Source organism: Trueperella sp. HMSC08B05 (assembly GCF_001808405.1).
Taxonomy (GTDB): domain Bacteria; phylum Actinomycetota; class Actinomycetes; order Actinomycetales; family Actinomycetaceae; genus Trueperella; species Trueperella bernardiae.
The window spans coordinates 1-18,377 of the sequence record NZ_KV793268.1 but is presented as its reverse complement, the minus strand read 5'-3'; the positions used below and the strand labels follow the sequence as shown (position 1 = coordinate 18,377).

Here is an 18,377-nt window from a genome sequence, read left to right as displayed (position 1 = left end):
CCGAAAGGAGTAGACGTGGCTCTTATAGTGCAAAAGTTCGGCGGCTCGTCAGTTGCTGATGCCGATGGCATCAAGCGCGTCGCCCGGCGCATCGTGGACACCCACAAGGCGGGTAACCGGGTTGTGGTCGTGGTCTCCGCCATGGGCGACACCACCGACGACCTCATCGACCTCGCCGCCGCCGTCACCACCGAACCCACCGCACGCGAAATGGACGTGCTGCTCTCCGCCGGTGAGCGCATCTCCATGGCGCTCCTCGCGATGGCTGTCACCGACCTCGGCGTCCCCGCCCACGCCTTCACTGGCCAGCAGGCCGGCCTTCACACCGACACGGTCTACGGCGCGGCGTCGATCGTCGGCGTCGTGCCCGAACGCATCGGCCGTGTCCTAAAAAACAACGAAATCGCGATCATCGCCGGCTTCCAGGGCGTGAACCGGCACAACGACGTCACCACCCTCGGCCGCGGCGGCTCCGACACCACCGCGGTTGCCTTCGCGGCGGCGCTCCGGGCGGACGTGTGCGAGATCTACTCCGATGTCGACGGCGTCCTCACCGCCGACCCCCGCATCTGCAAATCCGCCCGCCACATCGCTGCCCTCACTTACGAAGAAACCCTCGAAATGGCGGCACACGGCACCAAGATTCTCCATCTGCGTGCCGTCGAATACGCCCGCCGGTTCGACGTGCCCCTGCATGTTCGCTCATCGTTTTCCAACAAGGAAGGAACGTGGATCGTGAACGAGTCCACCCGCAGCCGCTGGGACGGCGACAACGAAGCCCCCATCATCTCCGGCATCAGCCACGACACGTCGCAGGCGAAGATCACGGTCACGCGCGTGCCCGACGAACCCGGCGCCGCCGCGCGCATCTTCCAAGTGGTTGCCGACGCCGGCTCCTCTATCGACATGATCGTCCAAAACGTGCCCGTCAACCAGCCAGGCCAGGCCACGATCTCGTTCACGTTGCCGGTACCCGAAATCAAGCGCGCCGTGTTCGCGCTCGAGCGGGCCCGCGAGGAGCTCGGCTTCGCTGAGATCATTAAGGACGACGGCGTCGGCATCCTGTCACTCATCGGCACGGGCATGCGCTCCCACCCGGGTGTCACCGCGAAGTTCTTCGCTGCGCTCGCCGAAGCCGGCATCAACATTGACATGATTTCCACATCCGAGATCCGGATTTCCACGGTCCTCGCCGCCGCCGACGTGCCCGAGGCCGTCAGGGTTGTCCACAAGGCATTCGACCTGGATGCCGAAGATGAAGCAATTGTTTATGGAGGTACGGGACGATGAGCATCACCCTCGCAGTTGTAGGCGCCACCGGCCAGGTTGGCCACGTCATGCGCACCATCCTCGAGGAGAGGGAGGTGGACGTCGACGCCGTCCGCTTCTTCTCTTCCGCACGCTCGGCTGGCACTGTGCTCCAGTTCCGGGGGCAGGATGTGGTGGTGGAGGACGTTGCCACCGCGGATTATTCCGGGATTGATGTTGCCGTGTTTTCCGCCGGTGGTGCGGTCTCCCTCGAGTACGCGCCGAAGTTCGTAGCGGCGGGCGCGGTCGTCGTGGATAATTCCTCGGCGTGGCGCAAGGATCCGGACGTTCCGCTGGTGGTGACCGAGGTCAATCCGGAGGCGATCGTGAACCGGCCGAAGGGGATCATCGCGAACCCGAACTGCACCACGATGGCGATCATGCCCGTGGTGAAGGTGCTGGCCGATGAGGCAGGGCTGACGAACATGGTGGTCAACTCGTACCAGGCCGTGTCGGGTTCGGGGCTCGCGGGCGTGAACGCGCTGGCGAACCAGGCCCGGGCCGGCGTGGAGGAGGGCGAGGCACTCAAGGGGCTGGCCACGGACGGCTATGCGATTGCTCACCCCGCGGACACCACGCCGTATGTTGCGCCGATCGCGTTCAACGTGGTGCCGATGGCCGGGGCGATCGTGGATGACGGCACGTTCGAGACCGATGAGGAGCAGAAGCTACGCAACGAGTCGCGCAAGATCCTCGGTCTGCCGGAGCTGAAGGTGGCGGGCACGTGCGTGCGCGTGCCGGTGTTCACGGGTCACTCGATGGCGGTGTCGGCGCAGTTTGAGCGCGAGATCTCCGTGGAGCGTGCGATCGAGCTGCTGAAGGATGCGCCGGGCGTGCAGTACGTCGAGGTGCCCACCCCGCTCGAGTGCGCCGGCGAGGATGCGTGCTACGTGGGCCGTGTGCGGCAGAACTTCGCTGCGGATGACCCGGCGAAGGGGCTGTCCTTCTTCGTGGTGGGCGACAACCTGCGCAAGGGCGCGGCACTCAACACGATCCAGATCGCGGAGCTGGTGATCCAGGAGCTGCGCGGGTAGAACGTGGCCGGGTTGTGGGCCCCGGGGTTTCCCGGGGCCCACTGCTGTGCCACGGGTGTCAAATATCAGGACCCTGTAGCTTTTCATTGCGCAATCCCGGGGTTTTGCGCTCAGAGTCCTGAGATTTGACGGGAATCTTGAGATCTTGACGCTGTGCGCTATGCCGGATGTCCGGTTTGTCGGGTGTTTGGGGTGAGGCGGCCAAGGATCTTTTCCACAGACAACGTTCGTGGAGTGGGAACCCCATTTTCGGGGAGCATCGGAAAACAGCTGCGCGGAGTTCTTGTCATGCTGGTGTCATGTTCCATGGTGTTGTGTCTCGTGCAGAGCTCGAATTGCAAGGCTTAGACGGCAACGGCATAGCTGAGCTCGTTTCTGCGGGTGAGCTCCGACATCTGAGTCACGGTTGGTATGCGTGGAGAGGAGCGGAAGAATCCGTTGCGATAGCCGCGTCGAGTCACACTCGGCTTGGATGCCTTTCGGCTGCAAAGTTGCACGGACTTTGGATTCCGCCGGAGCCAGGGCCGACTCTTCACGTGGTCGCGAATCACTGGGAGTCGGCCAGCAAGATCAAACAAGCCGTGTCAGGTCTTGGCAATAGCCGAACTGTTGTGCAGGTGCACCGTGCTGCAGGCGACAAGCGGCAGTTGGTTGTCGCCGCTGAGGATGCCGTTGAGCAGGTTGCACGGTTCCATGATTCGGAGACTGCCCTGGTGGTGATGGAATCAGCGCTGAATCTAGGCATGATGACGATGTCTGGGATCCAGATGATGTTGGAGAGAATTCCGGAAAGCAGAGCACGGAAACTCGGTTGTGCCGCATTTGGGTCACAGTCCGGTAGCGAGACTCGCGTTGCTCACTTCATGCGCAAGCGGGGTGTGAAGGTTGTTCAGCAGTTCTCCCCGATCGCGGGGCGATTCGCCGACATGTTGATCGGGGAATCGTGGATCCTTGAGTGCGATTCCGTGGCGCACCACATGGGGCGCGTTGAATTTGAGAACGATCGCCACCGCGATCTCTTGTTCCGTTCACTGGGCTATGAGGTCACGCGGCTGAGTTACCAGCAGATCTGGTACGACTGGGAAAACACTCAAAAGCATCTGATTGCGATTCTCAAGCAGCGCCGCTACTTGCGCCGCCCGTCTCCGTCAAGAATCAGGACCCTGTAGCTTTTCATTGCGGAATCCCGGGGTTTTGCGCTCAGAGTCCTGAGATTTGACGGGCGGGCGGTGGTATACGATGGGACACGAGCCCAATCCCGACGTCAAGGACGACCATGAACCAGCGCCTCGACCCCGCGCGCAAACAGACCCCCGGCCTGCGCTATCGCAAGATGGTAGCGGTCATCGCCTCGATCACGATCGTGTTCGTGCCGCTCATGGTGGTGGCGGGGTTGCGCTCGCAGGGGATCCCGCAGGCGGCGATGTTCCTGGCGGCGATCCTGCTACTTGGCGTGCTGGCCAGGCAGGCGATCGGCCTCAGGCTCAACTATGCAGTTGACGCCCCGGACTTTTTCGAGTTGCGCGAGTGGCCGGCCGCACCAAAGCGCATCGCCTACGCGGACTTGGCCGAGGTCCGCTTCCTCAACGAGCCGCGCAACTACCTCCACCTGCTCGACACGAGGGGCACGCTCATCAAGGTCGACGTGCGCTACTACAGCCTGCCCACCCTCATTGCCCGCGCTGAGAAGTTCGAGCGGCGCCAGAACCAACGCGGCCGCAAGCGTGCTTGAGCCTACCTCCACGAATGAAAGGACATCCCATGGTTAACTACGGAATCGTCGGAACCGGCTACTTCGGCGCGGAGCTCGGCCGCGCGTTACATCGCCTGGAGGGCGCGAACGTGCTCGGCGTGTACGACCCGGTGAACGCCGCCCGCCCTGCCGCCGAGTTTGGCGCGGAGGTCTTTGACTCGATGGAGGCCCTGGTGCGCGACCCGCGGGTCGACGCCGTGATCGTTGCCTCCCCGAATTCCATGCACGTGGAGCCAACCCTGGCAGCTGCCCGCGCGGGTAAGGCGATCTTCGCTGAGAAGCCGATCGCGTTGAGCTACGCCGATTGCGCCGCAATGGTAGACGCGGCCCGCGAAGCTGGCGTCTTCTTCATGGCCGGCCACGTCATGAATTTCATGAATGGGGTGCGCCTAGCCAAGCGCCTGATCGCGTCGGGCGAGCTGGGCCGGGTCTTGCACATCCGCTCTACGCGCACGGGCTGGGAGTCCGTGCAGCCGGTTGCGACATGGAAGAAGGTCCGCGAGCTGTCGGGCGGCCACCTGTATCATCACGTCCACGAGCTCGACTGCGTGCAGTCGATCCTTGGCCCGGCGCGCTTTGCCACGATGATCGGCGGGAACGTGGCACACAGCGAGGACGACGTCGACGACATGCTCCTCATCCAGCTCCAGTTCGACGGCGCCTTCGCCACCCTCGAGTATGGCTCGGCCTTCCGCTGGCCGGAGCATTACTTGCTGATTCAGGCGGAGAAGGGTGCGATCAAGATTGACCTCCAGGATGTGGGGGTGACGGTCCGGGTCGACGACGACGAGCGCCGCTACCTTCTGCATCGCACCGAGGAGGAGGATCGCCAGCGCGCGGAGATTTACGCGGGCTTGACCGGTACGGATGGTGGGGTGCAGTTTGGTCACCCGGACATGGAGTTGCCGTTGTGGCTGTCGGGGATTGTGGAGGAGGAGATGACCTACTTCCATGGGCTCATGCAGGGTGAGCCGGTGGCAGAGGAGTTTGCGAAGCTGTCCGATGGCACGGCGGCGATGGAGTCGATCGCAACAGCGGACGCCTGCACGCTGTCCCTCAAGGAGAACCGCACTGTGGCGATCTCGGAGATCACGGGTTAAGTCTGACGTTGGCCGGTTGGGCCCGCGGCGGAGCCGCGGGCTAGCCGCGAGCCCCGCCCCTAGTCCCCGAAGATCGTCCCGACATCGAATTCCTCGGTGGCGGGCCCGTCGGCGTCGCGCCCGATGAATTGCGATTCGTCGCGGCGGTGGGTGAGGACTTCGTGGACGTAGGAGTTGACGGCCTCGCGCATGGGCACGTCGCGGTTTTGGCGTTCGGACATGAACCAGCGGTGTTCGAGAATTTCGTGGAAGAGCTGGGCGGGCTGCAGCTTGGTGCGTAGCTCGGGTGGGACAGCTTGGACGGTGGGCTCGTAGACGTTGGTCATCCATTCGTGGGCGACGATCTCGAGCGGGTAGTCGGATTTGCCGGTGTAGGTGCGGTAAGACTCCATGTCGTTAACCAGGCGGCGCGCCTGCTTTTCTTCCACGTCGAGCCCGGTGAGGCGCATGAGTTTGCGCGAGTAGTGGCCGAGGTCCACCACTTTGGGTTGGATGGAGATGGAGGTGCCGTCGATGTCGGTGGACATGGCGAGCTCACCCACTTCGAAGCCGAGGTCGTTGAGGCGGCGGATGCGGGCGTCCACGCGCCAGCGCTCGGAGCGGTCGAAGGATTCTTCGCTGGTGAGTTCGTCCCACAGTTCGAGGTAGCGTTCTTCGAAGCGGTTGCCGACGGCGATGGCGTCGAATTCGGGGTCGAGGATGGAGCCGGCTTGGAGGTCCATGAGTTCGCCAATGATGTTGACGCGGGCGACGTCGATGTCGTAGTTTCGCTTCTTCTCGGAGAGGTTGTCTTCGAGTTCGCCGGTTTCGGCGTCCACGAGGTAGGCGGAGAATTCCCCGGCGTCGCGCCGGAAGAGTGCGTTAGAGAGCGACACATCTCCCCAGTAGAAGCCGAGGAGGTGGAGGCGGACCATGAGCACGGCGAGCGCGTCGATGAGGCGGCTGACGGTGTCGATTCGCATGGAGGCCTGGCCGAACAGGGAACGGTAGGGCAGGGAGAAGGGCAGGTGTTGGGTGACGAGGGCGGCGTTGAGGGGTTCGCCCGCGGCGTCGAAGCGGCCGGTGATGACGGCGATGGGTTCCACGCAGGGAGCGTCGATCCGGTTGAGGTCGCGAAGCGTCTCGTATTCGTGGTGGGCTACGGTTTCGCCGATTTCCTTCACGGCCACGACCTTGCCCTCTAGGTAGGCGAATCGCACGATGTGCCGGGAGATACCGCGGGGGAGGGCGGCGATGATGGAGGTGGGCCACTGTTCGAGGGGCACGTTCCACGGCAGGTCAAGGAGCGCCGGTTCCACCTGCGCTGACGTGATCTGCAGCGACTTGATCACTTTGTTCCCCCACTTCCTCGGCGTGCCGAATCAATGCTACCGCACGCGCGAATGACGCCGGAGCCCGGTCGAAACCCGAGCCCCGGCGTCGTTCACTCAGCTACTGCGATTAGTCCTCGATGTGGACTTCGGCGGCGTCGTTGTCCACGTTCCTCATCGAGGGCTTGTGCATCGAGCTGTCGATGCGCTCGCCCGTGGAGGTCGAGAAGTAGTGGGTGTGCTCGGCCTTGGGCTTGAGGTAGACGACGTCGCCCGCCTTGGGAACGACGTACGGCTCGATGCGCACGACCATGGTCTCGGACTGGTCGCCGGAGCCGAAGTTGGTGTTTTCGCGCTCCGCGCCGACGATCGTGCCGTAGACGTAGGCGTCCGAGCCGAGGGATTCGACGAAGGTGACCTTCACCGGGATGCCACCCTCGCCAGCGCCGGCGACTTCGAGCGCCTCGGGGCGCAGGCCGACCGTGAGGGAGCCGTCCGGGCGGGCGGCGGCGAGCACGTCGGCCGGGAGGGCGAAGCGGGCGTCGCCGAAGACGGCGTCGTTCCCGTCGATGCGCCAGGTGCCGAGGTTCATGGCGGGGGAGCCGATGAAGCCGGCGACGAAGGCGTTGGCCGGGCGGGAGAACATTTCGGCGGGGGAGGCGACCTGCTGGAGGAGGCCGTCCTTGAGGACCGCGATGCGGTCGCCCATGGTGAGGGCCTCGGTCTGGTCGTGGGTCACGTACACGGTGGTGACGCCGAGCGAGCGCTGGAGCGAGGCGATCTGGGTGCGGGTCTGGACGCGGAGCTTGGCGTCGAGGTTCGACAGCGGCTCGTCCATGAGGAAGACCTGCGGCTTGCGGACGATGGCGCGGCCCATGGCGACGCGCTGGCGCTGGCCGCCGGAGAGGGCCTTCGGCTTGCGGTCGAGGTATTGGGTGAGGTCGAGGATCTTGGCGGCTTCCTCCACGCGCTGGCGGATGACGTCCTTATCTTCGCCAGCGATCTTGAGCGCGAAGCCCATGTTGTCGGCCACGGTCATGTGCGGGTAGAGGGCGTAGTTCTGGAACACCATCGCGATGTCGCGGTCCTTGGGGGAGACGTCGGTGACGTCGCGGTCACCAATGAAGATGCGGCCGGAGTTGACGTCTTCGAGGCCAGCGAGCATGCGTAGCGAGGTGGACTTTCCGCATCCGGAGGGGCCGACGAGGACGAGGAATTCGCCGTCCTTGATCTCAAGGTTGAGTGCATCGACGGCCGGGGTGGTTGCTCCAGGGTAGACGCGGGTAGCGTTATCAAATGTAACAGTCGCCATGGTTCATGGTTCCCTTCACCGGCAGGTACGTGCCGGACGATCCGTAGTGAAAGGTGTCAGTGTCAACTCTGACACGATGCCGACGTCCGTGTTGGCATCCCTTAGATTGTGCCACAGGTGGCCCGCGGTAGGATACGACTGTGACGTATTTGTAAGACAATTGCGGGGTGGATCCCTGGCAAGCGGCGTGTTTGCGCGGTTTTGCCCGGGCGGGCGTCGGGATTGTCGGAGGCGCTTGCAAGAATGAGCGACGACGGTCGCGCGGCTCGCGTCGATCGCGGCGACGTGCGTGGCGGCGTGCACGACGCGCGGCTGGGGCGGGCAGCGTCGTGACGGCGTGGCTGGTGTCGTGGCTGGGGCGGACGGCGTCGTGGCAAGACAGAAAGGAGGGTGGCATGAGGCAACGGGCGATGATCGGCGGCTACCGGATCGTGAAGAGGATCGGTTCGGGTGGGATGTCGTTCGTGTATCAGGCGGTGGACGCTGACGGGCGGGATGTCGCCCTCAAGCTGCTGCATCCGGAGTTGGCGGCGGACCCGCGCTCGCGGGAGCGGCTGCGGCGCGAGGTGGCGATGCTGCAGCGCGTGCGGGGGAAGTACGTGGCGCAGATCCTGGATGCGGAGACGGACGAGGAGGAGATTTTCCTTGTCACGGAGCTGATCGACGGGCCTACGTTGGATCAGGACGTGCGCGATTCGGGGCGCTACGAGGGGGCGGACCTGGTGGAGCTGGGTCAGGAGCTCGCGGCTGCGCTGGAGTCGATCCACGACCAGGGGGTGCTACATCGGGACCTTAAGCCGTCGAACGTGATGATGGGCGAGGAAGGGCCCGTGCTCATTGATTTTGGGATCGCGCAACTGGGAGATGACCTGCGCATGACCCAGACCGGTGCTCTCACCCACACACCCGGTTTTTGTGACCCCGTGGTGGTGCGCGGGGGAGACCCTGATGCGGACGCCGACTGGTGGGCACTCGCCGCGGTCCTCGCGTTCGCGGCCACGGGGCAGGCGCCGTTTGGCGTGGGGAACTCGCCGGCGGTGATGCACCGGGTGGTCGTGGGGGAGGCGGATTTGCCGGGGCTCGCGCCGGAGGTGGAGCGGGCGTTCCGGGCGGCACTGGCCCCGCGCCGGGAGGAGCGCATTACGTTTGCCCAGCTCATGGATGTGTTGGGCGGGGCGAGCTTCGGTGACGTGGCGCGCACTGCCCTGCACCCGTGGCCCGGCGAGTTTGGCGGGGCTGGCCAGGGCTGGACCGGTGAGGGCGGCGAGGGCTGGACCGGTGAGGGCGGCGAGGCCGGAGTGAGCGCGGCCCCGTCGTACGAGCCGCCCGTGGCGCCGGCGTTCGCCCCGATGTCGGCGGGCGATGAGACCGCGGGCGATACGGTGGCCTACGGCCCGGCGGGGCCGGGCGGTGCTGGTGCGGGCCGCGCGGGTGGCGGGGATGCGACCCGCCCGATCGTAGGCGCCGGATCCTCCTCTTACCCCGGTGGGTATTCGGCGGCACAGCCGCCGGTCGATGCCACGGCCCCGCTGCCGGTGGCTGATCCGACTCCGGGAACGGGGGCGGGTGAGGGGCCCGACCCCTCACCCGCCCGAACCTCGGTGTTCGAGAGAATGTTGGAACCAGAGCCAGCGCCACCCGTCCAGCTGCCAGGCGCGGTGGGCTACGGCTATGGCTACGGGTACCCGGCGGGCCAGCTCCCCGCCTGGGCGGTGCCGCCGCGCAAGGCGCGGTTGCAGGTGTGGGTGGCGTCGATCGTCGTCGGGCTGTTTGCGCTGGTGTGGCCGGTGACGTCGGCGGCGGTGATGGCGGCGCTCATCGTGGCACTGTCGTGGCTCGGGGGCGCGCAGAGCGACCTGCGTGAGCGGCGGATGCGCAACGGCGGGCCGTACCAGAACGACGTCATGGGCGCGGTGTTGCGCTCGCCGCTCACGCTTATCGGCGCGGTGGCCAGGTCGGTGGTGTCGGTGGGTGTGGGCGCCGGCGTCGGGTGGCTGACCTGGTTGTTCCTCGACTTCCTCGGCGCGTTGCCACCCGCGAGCGGCCAGGCGGTGGGGGTGTACGTGGGCGTCGTCGTTGCGTGGTTCATCGCGCCGAACGAAAACGGGCGCGAAGGCGTGAGGTACCTCATGGAGGGCATCGCGCCAACCGCGGGATACCGACTTTTCTGGATTGCGACTACGCTATTAGTTGCGCTCGCTGCGGGCGTAGTTGTCAGCCAGGCCCATCTCCAGATAGTTTAGAGTTCAATGAGTGATGATGCGTCGCAACGCATGGTTGACCGCGGAAATGTTCGAAAGAGGAACAATGGCAACGAAGAATAGCGCACAGAGCGTGACGAAGAAGGAACGGCGTGACATGGCCCGCGAGCGAGCGCGGATCCTACGGGAGCAGGAAGCTAAGCGGGCACGCCGCAATAAGGCGCTCATGATTGGTGGAATCGTGCTCGCGGTCGCGCTTGTGGTCTTCGCCATTTTGCAGATCGTCGGCAAGGGTGGCAAGGCAAACACGGGCGATTACGAGGGCACGGTCCGCCCCGCCACGCTCGCCAACGTCACGGACGACTACGGCATTGACGTCAATGCGGCCGGCGTGGCAGGCCAGGTGGTCGAGGATGCGGGCGTCTTCGCCGTCTATTCCGACTACACGTGCTCGGGCTGCATCAACCTCGAGCGCAACTATGCCGACACCTACCACAACCATGCCGACGCCGGCGAGCTCTCGGTGCGCCTCTACCCGGTGGCGACCCTGAACAACTCGGTGTCCGATAACGCCGCCGCGGCCATGTTCTACGTGGCCACATACGCCCCCGAGCAGGCGTGGGCCTACAACGACGCGCTGTTCGCACGCACCACCGAAGCAGTCAAGGGCGGCGGAAGCGCGCCCACCCTCGCCGAGTTCGCCGACATCGCCAAGAGCGTGGGCGTGCCCGACGACGTGGCCAACGACCTGCCCGCGTCCGTCGCCTCCGACGACTGGAAGGCTGTGGCCGTTGCGGCCACCGACTCCTTCCGCGAGAAGGGCTACACCGCCACGCCCACCCTCGAGGTCAACGGCGTGGTGGACGATTCCTGGCTGGCGGAGGGCGACGTCGACTCGGTGATCCAGTCCGCGATCGACGCCGGCGCGAAGTAAGCCTGGCGCCAGCGTGAAGTGAATCTGACGCCGGGAAGCCGGTGCGGGGCCGCGGGGAAGCATCCCCGCGGCCCCGCCGCATCCCCGCATGCTTGCTTTGTCAATGGTCGCGGGTATCTGGCACACTGGGATCGTCTGGCCCGTGCCAGGTGCCTCCTTAGCTCAGTTGGTAGAGCGCCGCTCTTGTAAAGCGAAGGTCGTCAGTTCGAGTCTGACAGGGGGCTCTCCCAAGGCTCCGGAACCCACCAGGGCCGGGGCCTTTGCTGTTCTGGTCGAGTCCATGGTCGTGAACCTGAGGCCCACCAGGCCAAAATAGCAACCGGCAGCCGGTATATTCACGACTCCTGTCGAACGCGCTCTGTCCCTTACTCCAGCCGCCAGTCGATCGGCTCCGCGCCCTGCTCCACGAGCAGGGCGTTCGCGCGCGAGAACGGCTTGGAGCCGAAGAAGCCCCGGGTGGCGGACAACGGCGAGGGGTGGGCGGAGGTGATCCTCGGCGTCGTGCGAAGCAGGGGCGTCAGCTCTTGGGCCTGCCGGCCCCACAGGATCGCTACGAGCGGCTGGTCGCGCTGGGCGAGCACGCGGATGGCGTGGTCGGTGATTGCCTCCCAGCCTTTGCCCCGGTGTGACGCCGGCGCACCCGGCCGCACGCTCAGCACCCTGTTGAGTAGCATGACGCCGTGCTCGCACCACGGGGTGAGGTCGCCGTGGGAGGCGGGAGCGATGCCGAGGTCGTCGCTCAGCTCTCGGTAGATGTTCGCCAGCGACCTCGGGAGCGGGCTGACCTGCCTGTCCACCGCGAAGCTCAACCCGATGGGGTGTCCGGGCGTGGGATAGGGGTCCTGGCCCACGATCAGAACCCGCACCTGGCTCAGCGGGTAGGAAAACGCGCGCAGTACGTTCTTCCCGGCGGGCAGGTAGCCGTGCCCGGCGTCGTTCTCGGCGCGCAGGAAGTCCCCCATCGCGTGGATGTTGGCCTCTACCGGCGCCATCGCCTCGGCCCATTCGGGATCCATGACGTCGCTCAAACTCATGCCTTTAACCTACACCGCCCACATCCTGATATCCGCCCTGCGGCGGACATCGGGGAGCTCGCACCTCGAATAGAATCGGCTTAATAATGCCGGCGAGGAAGCTAGGTTCGTGGTAGAAGAAATAGCAGTACGCACAAACGACCTGTCAAAGTTGTACAAGGTAGGCCGTTCGCACGTCGTCGCCCTCAACCAGGTCAACCTTGAGATTAAGAAGGGTACGTTCGTGGCCGTGGTCGGCACGTCCGGCTCGGGCAAGTCCACGCTGCTCAACATGCTCGCGGGCCTGGAGCCGCCGTCGGCGGGGAGCGTGGAGGTGGCCGGGTGCCGGATCGACAAGATGAGCCAGGCCGAGCTGGCCGCGTTCCGCCGCGACCACGTGGGTTTCGTCTTCCAGTCGTTCAACCTCATGCAGGAAATGACGGCGCTGGACAACGTGGCCCTGCCGCTCACTTTCCGAGGGATGGGCAAGGCGGAGCGGCGCAAGCGGGCCGCCCGGGCGCTCACCACGCTGGGCCTGGGCACGCACCTGAATCACAAGCCGAGCCAGATGTCGGGCGGTGAGCAGCAGCGTGTCGGCATTGCGCGCGCGCTCGTGTCCAACCCGGAGATTGTCTTCGCGGACGAGCCCACCGGCAACCTCGATTCCCACACCGCCGCCGCCACGCTTGACCTGTTTCGCCGCCTCATCGCGCACTACCACCAGACGTGGATCATGGTCACCCACGATCGGCACCTGGCCAGCTACGCGGACGTCATCGTTTCGATTGGCGACGGCCGCATCCAAGACATCACGCACACCAACCATACGGACTGAGGAGACACCCGTGAAACGCTTCAGCACCCTTTTGGCCTTCCTAACGTTGCTTTTCGCAGGCCTCATCGTTCCCGCCGCCAGCGCGGATACGGCAGATGCCCCCGAGCCGGGCGACGCGCCGACGGCCGACGCCCCGGTCCAGACCGGCAAGTCCACCCCGCGTCTCATGGTGGAGGGCTTTACTACCACGCCGAAGCCCGTGGTGGCAGGCAGCGATTTCGACATCGTCTTCACCGTCCGCAACACCTCCGCTACGGCCCGGGTGCAGAACATCAAGTTCTCCCTGTCGGCCGAGGGCGGGTTGCTGCCGCGCTCGGGGTCGGCGTCGGTGTACCTGGCCAAGCTCGGCCCGCGCGAGTCGGTGGACGTCACCATGTACTACACGTCCCTGCCCACGCTTGAGGACAGGCCCTACCCGCTCACCCTCACGATCGAGTATGAGGACGCGGATTTCACGGCCCTGACCTCCACTGAGACCGTGGCGGTCGTGGTCAGCCAGCCGGCCCGTGTGGAGACGTCGGTGCCGCAGGTGACGCCCGAGATGCTCACCCTCGGCGGCGAGGGCTCGATCGTGTTCACCGTGAACAACCTGGGCAAGTCCGCGATCTCGAACGTCAAGGCTTCCATCAAGGAGGGACAGGCGATCACGGGGCAGGAGGCCTACGTGGGCAACATCGCCGCGGGTTCCACTGCGAACGTTGACATGATCGTCCGAGCCGAGGACGTCACTGAGGGGCCCATCACTCTCGTCCTCACTTACGAAAACTCCGAGGGGGAGACGGCCAGCATCGAGCGCGAGGTGCCCGTCACCGTCATCGAAATGATTCCCGAGGATGGCCCCATCGCTCCCGGGGACATCGACGAAGAGGAGTCCACGATCCCGTGGGGTCCGATCGCGATTGGTGCGTTGGTGTTGATCGGCGTCGTGATCGTGGCGGTGATGGCCGTGCGTCGTCATCGGAAGAAGAAGGACGTCGAGGACGAGGCGGACGCGCTGAGCCTCCTGGATAGCGACGGCCTGATCTAAATGCGCTTTACCGACATCCTCGCATCGGCGGTGGCGTCACTACGACGCCGGCCGTTGCGTACCGTCCTGACCTCGACGGGCGTGGTGATCGGCACGATGGCCGTGGTGGTGATGATTTCGCTCGGTGTCGGGCTGGCGCGGCAGAACGAGGTGAGCGCCAACAGTCCGTCGGTGCGGCAGGTGAGCGTGCAGTCGCCGCCGCGGGCCGAGCGGGGTAAGCCCGCGCCGAAGATGGACGACGCGCTTGCCCGGTCGCTGGCCGGTTTCGAGGGCGTGGAGGCCGTGTTTCCGGTGTATGCCGTGGACATGAAGATGAAGGCGGCGGGTATGGAGGAGTACCTCCAGATCCGCGCCATTCCGTCCGACGGTTTCGAGAAGCTGGGCTATGAGCTGGCCTGGGGCGCGGCGCCCGTGCACGGCGGCACCGTGCAGTTGCTTGCGGGTGGCAAGGCCAACCAGTCGTGGGACCCGCGCACTGGCGAGTCGAAGGAGATCGACCTCCAGGGCCGCACCTACTTCCTTACGGTGGAAACCGAGGGCGGCATGGCCTACGAGATGGCGGAGCCGCAACCGGCGCCGAGCGAGGGTTCGAGTGAGGGTTCGAGCGAGGGTTCTGGGGGCTCGGGTGAGGGCACGACGTCGGTCGCGCCGCCGCGTCCGATCCTCGCCACCGTTTCGGGGCAGCTGTACGAGGAGCCGCAGGTGTGGTCGATGATATCGTCGTCGTACTTCGCCGACCTCGACACGTTGGTGGCGGCCCTGAAGAAGTCGATCTCCACCGAGAAGCTACCCGGCCAGGAGAGCGCGAACGCCAAGCCGGGGCGCAACTTCATTTACAACGAGTTCATCGTCATGGCCAAGGACGCCGACGCCGCCCTCAGCCTTTCCGAGGAGTTGCGCGATTCGGGTTACGGGGCTTACTCGGAGGCCGAGTGGATTCTCGAGGCGAAGAAGACGGCGGCGCGCATCCAGGCGGCGCTCGGCGGAATCGGCGCGATCTCGATGCTTGTGGCCGCGATCGGCATCGCGAACACGATGCTCATGAGTGTGTATGAGCGCCAGCGCGACATCGGTGTGATGAAGGTAATCGGCGCCTCGATGCGGGACATCCGGAGGCTGTTCCTCGTGGAATCCTCCTCGATCGGCTTCCTTGGGGGCGTGATTGGGATCGTGCTCAGCTACGTGCTGTCGGCGGTCATCAACACGTTGGCCTCCTCGCCCGACCAACAAGGTGGCGGCATCTCCCAGATCCCGCCGCTGCTGGCGGTGGCGGCGGTTGCGGGCGCGACCTTCATCGCGATGGCGTCGGGCATGGTGCCCGCGCGCCGGGCCATGAGGCTCAGTCCGCTGGCGGCGATGACGGCACAGCGCTAGCGGCTGGGCCGGGACTGGCGCACCAATCCTTCCTGTTTGCGGCGTCTTTCTGACATCCGCGACGGCAATTTGCTATCGCGCGTGTCGGAAAGGCGTCACAAATTATTGTCGGAGGGGCGCGCTAGAGTGGTGGGCATGGACGACGAGCTGACAGAGGTGGAGCGTTCGATCCTCGACATCGAACGCGGTTGGTGGCGGATGGCCCCTACCCGGGAGCAGGCCATCCAGCGTCAGCTGGGGATGACGGCGTCGAAGTACTACCTGGTCCTGTCGCGGATGCTCGACGAGCCGCGGGTGTGGACTGCTGATCCCGCGCTTGTGGACCGGCTGCGGCGCTTGCGCGACTCGCGCCTGACCGAGCGCGGCCTTGACTTGCCGGAGGTGCCGGCCCCTCATGCGCCGCGCGGGGGAGGGCCCGAGGTGGGTGACGGGTCTGACTTGGGTGACGGTGAGTCCGGCGGTGAGGGCGAGGCGGGTGGCCAGAGCGGGCAGGACAGCCAGGGCGCACTCGAGCTCGACGGGCGCGATTAGGCCGCAGATAGGACTGGGGGCGCCGACGAGGCGCGGGCGGCTCGGCCGCGAGCCGAAACACAGCCCGGAATCTCGATTCGGTGCCGATTCCCTGTAAACTTGCCCCGTGGCCACTACATATCCTGAAGACGAATTCGACCGACTCGCCGCCGAGCGCAAGACGATCGGCGGCCACCGCCAGCCTCCGAGTGCTCGCCCGTGGATCATCGGGATCGTCGCGGTCTTGGTGCTTGCCCCCTTGCTGGGCATCGGCATTGGGAAGTTGGTTGCGGGGTCGGACTCGCCGCGGGTGGAGACGACGTCGTCGGCGCCTGCCCAGGAGACCACGGAGCCGGAGGCTACGGAGACCAGCGCCGCGCCCACCGAGGAGCCGAGCGCCACGGAGGAGCCCAGCGCCACCGAAGAGCCGGCGGCTGAGCCGAATCTGAGTCAGCGGGTGCTCGTGCTCAACGGCCGCGGGACCGCGGGCTTTGCCGGGCAGCAGTCGGCGATCCTGCAGGAGGCTGGGTTTACGAACCTCAACGTGGCCGATTACAAGGGTGGGGCTGAGCCGACCGAGTCCACCGTGTATTACAGCGGCGCCGAACATAAGGGCACCGCGACGAAGGTAGCTGAGACCCTTGGGTTTGCGAACGTCGTGGAGGATGCGGCGGTGACGGGGCAGTACCAGACGGAGGTTGTCGTCGTCGCGAGGTAGCACCTCGGGCGGCGCATGCGGAGCCTCACGCTCTCACGAGAAGTTGATATAGCCGCGCTCAACTTTTAGCCGGCGGTGAAACGGCCGGGCGCGGTCGTGGGGAGATTTGCACTCCCGGGCGTCGAGTGCCAAAATCGTTACTGGCACTCTTGAAGTGAGAGTGATAATTCTGCAGCCGATGAGGCTCGCCGATGGCCGGGAAGGAAACGGCCGCACGCGGGTCGTCCGTCGCGGGCGTCGGCTGGACAACCACTAACGTGGAGGAAGTTCGCATGGCAAAGATCATTCATTTCGATGAAGAGGCGCGCCGCGGGATGGAGCGGGGCCTGGACCTGCTCGCCAACACCGTCAAGGCAACGCTTGGCCCCAAGGGCCGCAACGTGGTTCTCGACAAGCAGTGGGGCGCCCCCTCGATCACCAACGACGGCGTGTCCATCGCCAAGGAGATCGACCTGGAGGATCCGCTCGAGCGCATCGGCGCTGAGCTGGTGAAGGAAGTCGCGAAGAAGACCGACGACGTCGCTGGCGACGGCACCACCACCGCCACCGTGCTCGCCCAGGCGCTCGTTAAGGAGGGCCTGCGCAACGTTGTGGCCGGCGCGAACCCGATCGCCCTGCGCCGCGGCATTGACCTGGCGGTTGACGCCGTCGTCAAGCAGCTGCTCAAGGACGCGAAGGAAGTTGAGACCCGCGAGGAGATCGCCGCTACCGCGGGTATTTCCGCGGGCGACGCCGAGATCGGCGAGCTCATCGCCGAGGCGCTGGACAAGGTCGGCAAGGAAGGCGTGGTCACCGTTGAGGAGTCCAACACCTTCGGCACCGAGCTGGAGCTCACCGAGGGCATGTCCTTCGACAAGGGCTACCTCTCCCCGTACTTCGTAACCGACGCGGACCGCCAGGAAGTCGTGCTCGAGGACGCCTACGTCCTGCTCGTCGAGTCGAAGATCTCGAACGTCAAGGACCTCCTGCCGCTGCTGGAGAAGGTCATGCAGACCGGCAAGCCGCTGGCCATCATCGCTGAGGACATCGAGGGCGAGGCCCTGGCCACCCTCGTGGTCAACAAGATCCGCGGCACCTTCAAGTCCGCCGCCGTCAAGGCCCCCGGCTTCGGCGACCGCCGCAAGGAGATGCTCCAGGACATGGCAGTCCTCACCGGCGGCCAGGTCATCTCCGAGACCGTTGGCCTCAAGCTGGACACCGCCGATATCTCGATGCTCGGCCAGGCGCGCAAGGTCGTCATGACCAAGGATGCCACCACCATCGTTGACGGCGCCGGCACCGAAGAGGACATCAAGGCTCGCGTGTCCACGATCAAGGTCCAGATCGAGAACTCCACCTCCGATTACGATCGCGAGAAGCTGCAGGAGCGCCTCGCCAAGCTCGCGGGCGGCGTGGCCGTCATCAAGTCGGGCGCGGCCACCGAGGTCGAGCTCAAGGAGCGCAAGCAGCGCATCGAGGACGCGATCCTCAACGCGAAGGCCGCCGTGGAAGAGGGCATTGTCGCTGGTGGTGGCGTTGCTCTGATCCAGGCGGGCGACGAGGTCCTGGCCGGACTCGGGCTCGAGGGCGACGAGGCCACCGGTGCGCAGATCGTCAAGATTGCCGTGGCCGCCCCGCTCAAGCAGATCGCTGAGAACGCTGGCCTCGAGGGCGGCGTCGTTGCGGAGAAGGTCCGCTCGCTCCCCGCGGGCCAGGGCCTCAACGCCGCCACCGGCACGTACGAGGACCTGCTCGCCGCCGGCATCGCCGACCCGGTCAAGGTGACCCGCTCTGCCCTGCAGAACGCCGCCTCGATCGCAGGCTTGTTCCTCACCACGGAGGCCGTGGTGGCGAACAAGCCGGAGCCGGCAGGCGCTGGTCATGATGACCCCGCCGCGGGCATGGGTGGCATGTACTAAGCCGCACGTAGCTGGATAGGGGGCGGCCCGCCGAGGAGACTCGGCGGGCC

Annotated in this window: 16 protein-coding genes and 1 tRNA gene; 14 read left to right on the top strand and 3 right to left on the bottom strand. The window is 65.7% G+C overall.

Annotated elements, in window-relative coordinates; all coding sequences use genetic code 11:
* The first annotated feature begins 15 nt into the window (after positions 1 to 15).
* The 5 genes from HMPREF3167_RS07350 to HMPREF3167_RS07330 all read left to right on the top strand — a co-directional run bounded on the left by HMPREF3167_RS07350 (position 16) and on the right by HMPREF3167_RS07330 (position 5,195).
* A complete protein-coding gene (locus HMPREF3167_RS07350; RefSeq protein ID WP_062614152.1) occupies positions 16 to 1,290 on the top strand; it encodes an aspartate kinase in 1,275 nt (424 codons plus the stop codon).
* Complete coding sequence (locus HMPREF3167_RS07345) at positions 1,287 to 2,342, top strand: aspartate-semialdehyde dehydrogenase (protein ID WP_062614151.1); 1,056 nt, start codon at positions 1,287 to 1,289, stop codon at positions 2,340 to 2,342. Before HMPREF3167_RS07350 ends, HMPREF3167_RS07345 begins: the two co-directional genes overlap by 4 nt.
* Before the next feature lie 536 nt (positions 2,343 to 2,878).
* Entirely contained in the window at positions 2,879 to 3,511 is a 633-nt protein-coding gene (locus HMPREF3167_RS07340) for an endonuclease domain-containing protein (RefSeq protein WP_070446291.1), read from the top strand.
* Positions 3,512 to 3,618: 107 nt separating this feature from the next.
* Positions 3,619 to 4,074 (top strand): hypothetical protein, encoded by a 456-nt coding sequence (locus tag HMPREF3167_RS07335; protein ID WP_062614149.1) that lies wholly within the window; start codon positions 3,619 to 3,621, stop codon positions 4,072 to 4,074.
* Between the two features lie 29 nt (positions 4,075 to 4,103).
* The gene (locus tag HMPREF3167_RS07330; protein WP_062614148.1) at positions 4,104 to 5,195 is read left to right on the top strand and encodes a Gfo/Idh/MocA family protein; all 1,092 of its coding nucleotides are present in this window, start codon (positions 4,104 to 4,106) and stop codon (positions 5,193 to 5,195) included.
* Positions 5,196 to 5,254: 59 nt separating this feature from the next.
* On the opposite strand, the gene HMPREF3167_RS07325 is transcribed toward HMPREF3167_RS07330, so the two are convergent.
* Both HMPREF3167_RS07325 and HMPREF3167_RS07320 read right to left on the bottom strand, forming a co-directional pair.
* The gene (locus HMPREF3167_RS07325; protein WP_062614147.1) at positions 5,255 to 6,526 is read right to left on the bottom strand and encodes a DUF4032 domain-containing protein; all 1,272 of its coding nucleotides are present in this window, start codon (positions 6,524 to 6,526) and stop codon (positions 5,255 to 5,257) included.
* A gap of 109 nt (positions 6,527 to 6,635) precedes the next feature.
* Entirely contained in the window at positions 6,636 to 7,817 is a 1,182-nt protein-coding gene (locus HMPREF3167_RS07320) for an ABC transporter ATP-binding protein (RefSeq protein WP_083200622.1), read from the bottom strand.
* 395 nt (positions 7,818 to 8,212) lie between these two features.
* Between HMPREF3167_RS07320 and HMPREF3167_RS07315 the strand changes: the two genes are divergently transcribed.
* From HMPREF3167_RS07315 to HMPREF3167_RS07305, 3 genes are all read left to right on the top strand, one after another.
* Entirely contained in the window at positions 8,213 to 10,060 is a 1,848-nt protein-coding gene (locus HMPREF3167_RS07315) for a serine/threonine protein kinase (protein ID WP_083281123.1), read from the top strand.
* 64 nt (positions 10,061 to 10,124) lie between these two features.
* Positions 10,125 to 10,952, top strand: coding sequence for a DsbA family protein (locus HMPREF3167_RS07310; protein ID WP_168160843.1), 828 nt, complete (start codon positions 10,125 to 10,127; stop codon positions 10,950 to 10,952).
* A gap of 151 nt (positions 10,953 to 11,103) precedes the next feature.
* Positions 11,104 to 11,176 (top strand) — tRNA-Thr (locus HMPREF3167_RS07305).
* A 141-nt stretch (positions 11,177 to 11,317) separates the two neighbouring features.
* Here the strand turns inward: HMPREF3167_RS07305 and HMPREF3167_RS07300 are convergent.
* Complete coding sequence (locus tag HMPREF3167_RS07300) at positions 11,318 to 11,986, bottom strand: uracil-DNA glycosylase (protein ID WP_062614144.1); 669 nt, start codon at positions 11,984 to 11,986, stop codon at positions 11,318 to 11,320.
* Positions 11,987 to 12,137: 151 nt separating this feature from the next.
* Here HMPREF3167_RS07300 and HMPREF3167_RS07295 point away from each other — a divergent pair, with 151 nt between their 5' ends.
* The 6 genes from HMPREF3167_RS07295 (at position 12,138) to groL (ending at position 18,327) form a co-directional block, all read left to right on the top strand.
* Positions 12,138 to 12,800 carry an ABC transporter ATP-binding protein gene (locus tag HMPREF3167_RS07295; RefSeq protein WP_210382984.1) on the top strand — a complete coding sequence of 221 codons (663 nt, stop codon included), beginning with the start codon at positions 12,138 to 12,140 and terminating at the stop codon, positions 12,798 to 12,800.
* Positions 12,801 to 12,810: 10 nt separating this feature from the next.
* Entirely contained in the window at positions 12,811 to 13,827 is a 1,017-nt protein-coding gene (locus HMPREF3167_RS07290; protein WP_068539094.1) for a COG1361 S-layer family protein, read from the top strand.
* Positions 13,828 to 15,201: an ABC transporter permease gene (locus HMPREF3167_RS07285; RefSeq protein ID WP_062614141.1), complete on the top strand. Its 1,374-nt coding sequence runs from the start codon at positions 13,828 to 13,830 to the stop codon at positions 15,199 to 15,201.
* A 135-nt stretch (positions 15,202 to 15,336) separates the two neighbouring features.
* On the top strand, positions 15,337 to 15,732 hold the full coding sequence (locus HMPREF3167_RS07280) for a DUF3263 domain-containing protein (RefSeq protein WP_068539096.1): 396 nt from the start codon (positions 15,337 to 15,339) through the stop codon (positions 15,730 to 15,732).
* Between the two features lie 106 nt (positions 15,733 to 15,838).
* Positions 15,839 to 16,429, top strand: a complete 591-nt coding sequence (locus HMPREF3167_RS07275; protein WP_068539098.1) for a LytR C-terminal domain-containing protein — start codon at positions 15,839 to 15,841, stop codon at positions 16,427 to 16,429.
* A 272-nt stretch (positions 16,430 to 16,701) separates the two neighbouring features.
* Complete coding sequence (groL, locus tag HMPREF3167_RS07270; RefSeq protein ID WP_062614186.1) at positions 16,702 to 18,327, top strand: chaperonin GroEL; 1,626 nt, start codon at positions 16,702 to 16,704, stop codon at positions 18,325 to 18,327.
* The last annotated feature ends 50 nt before the right edge of the window (positions 18,328 to 18,377 follow it).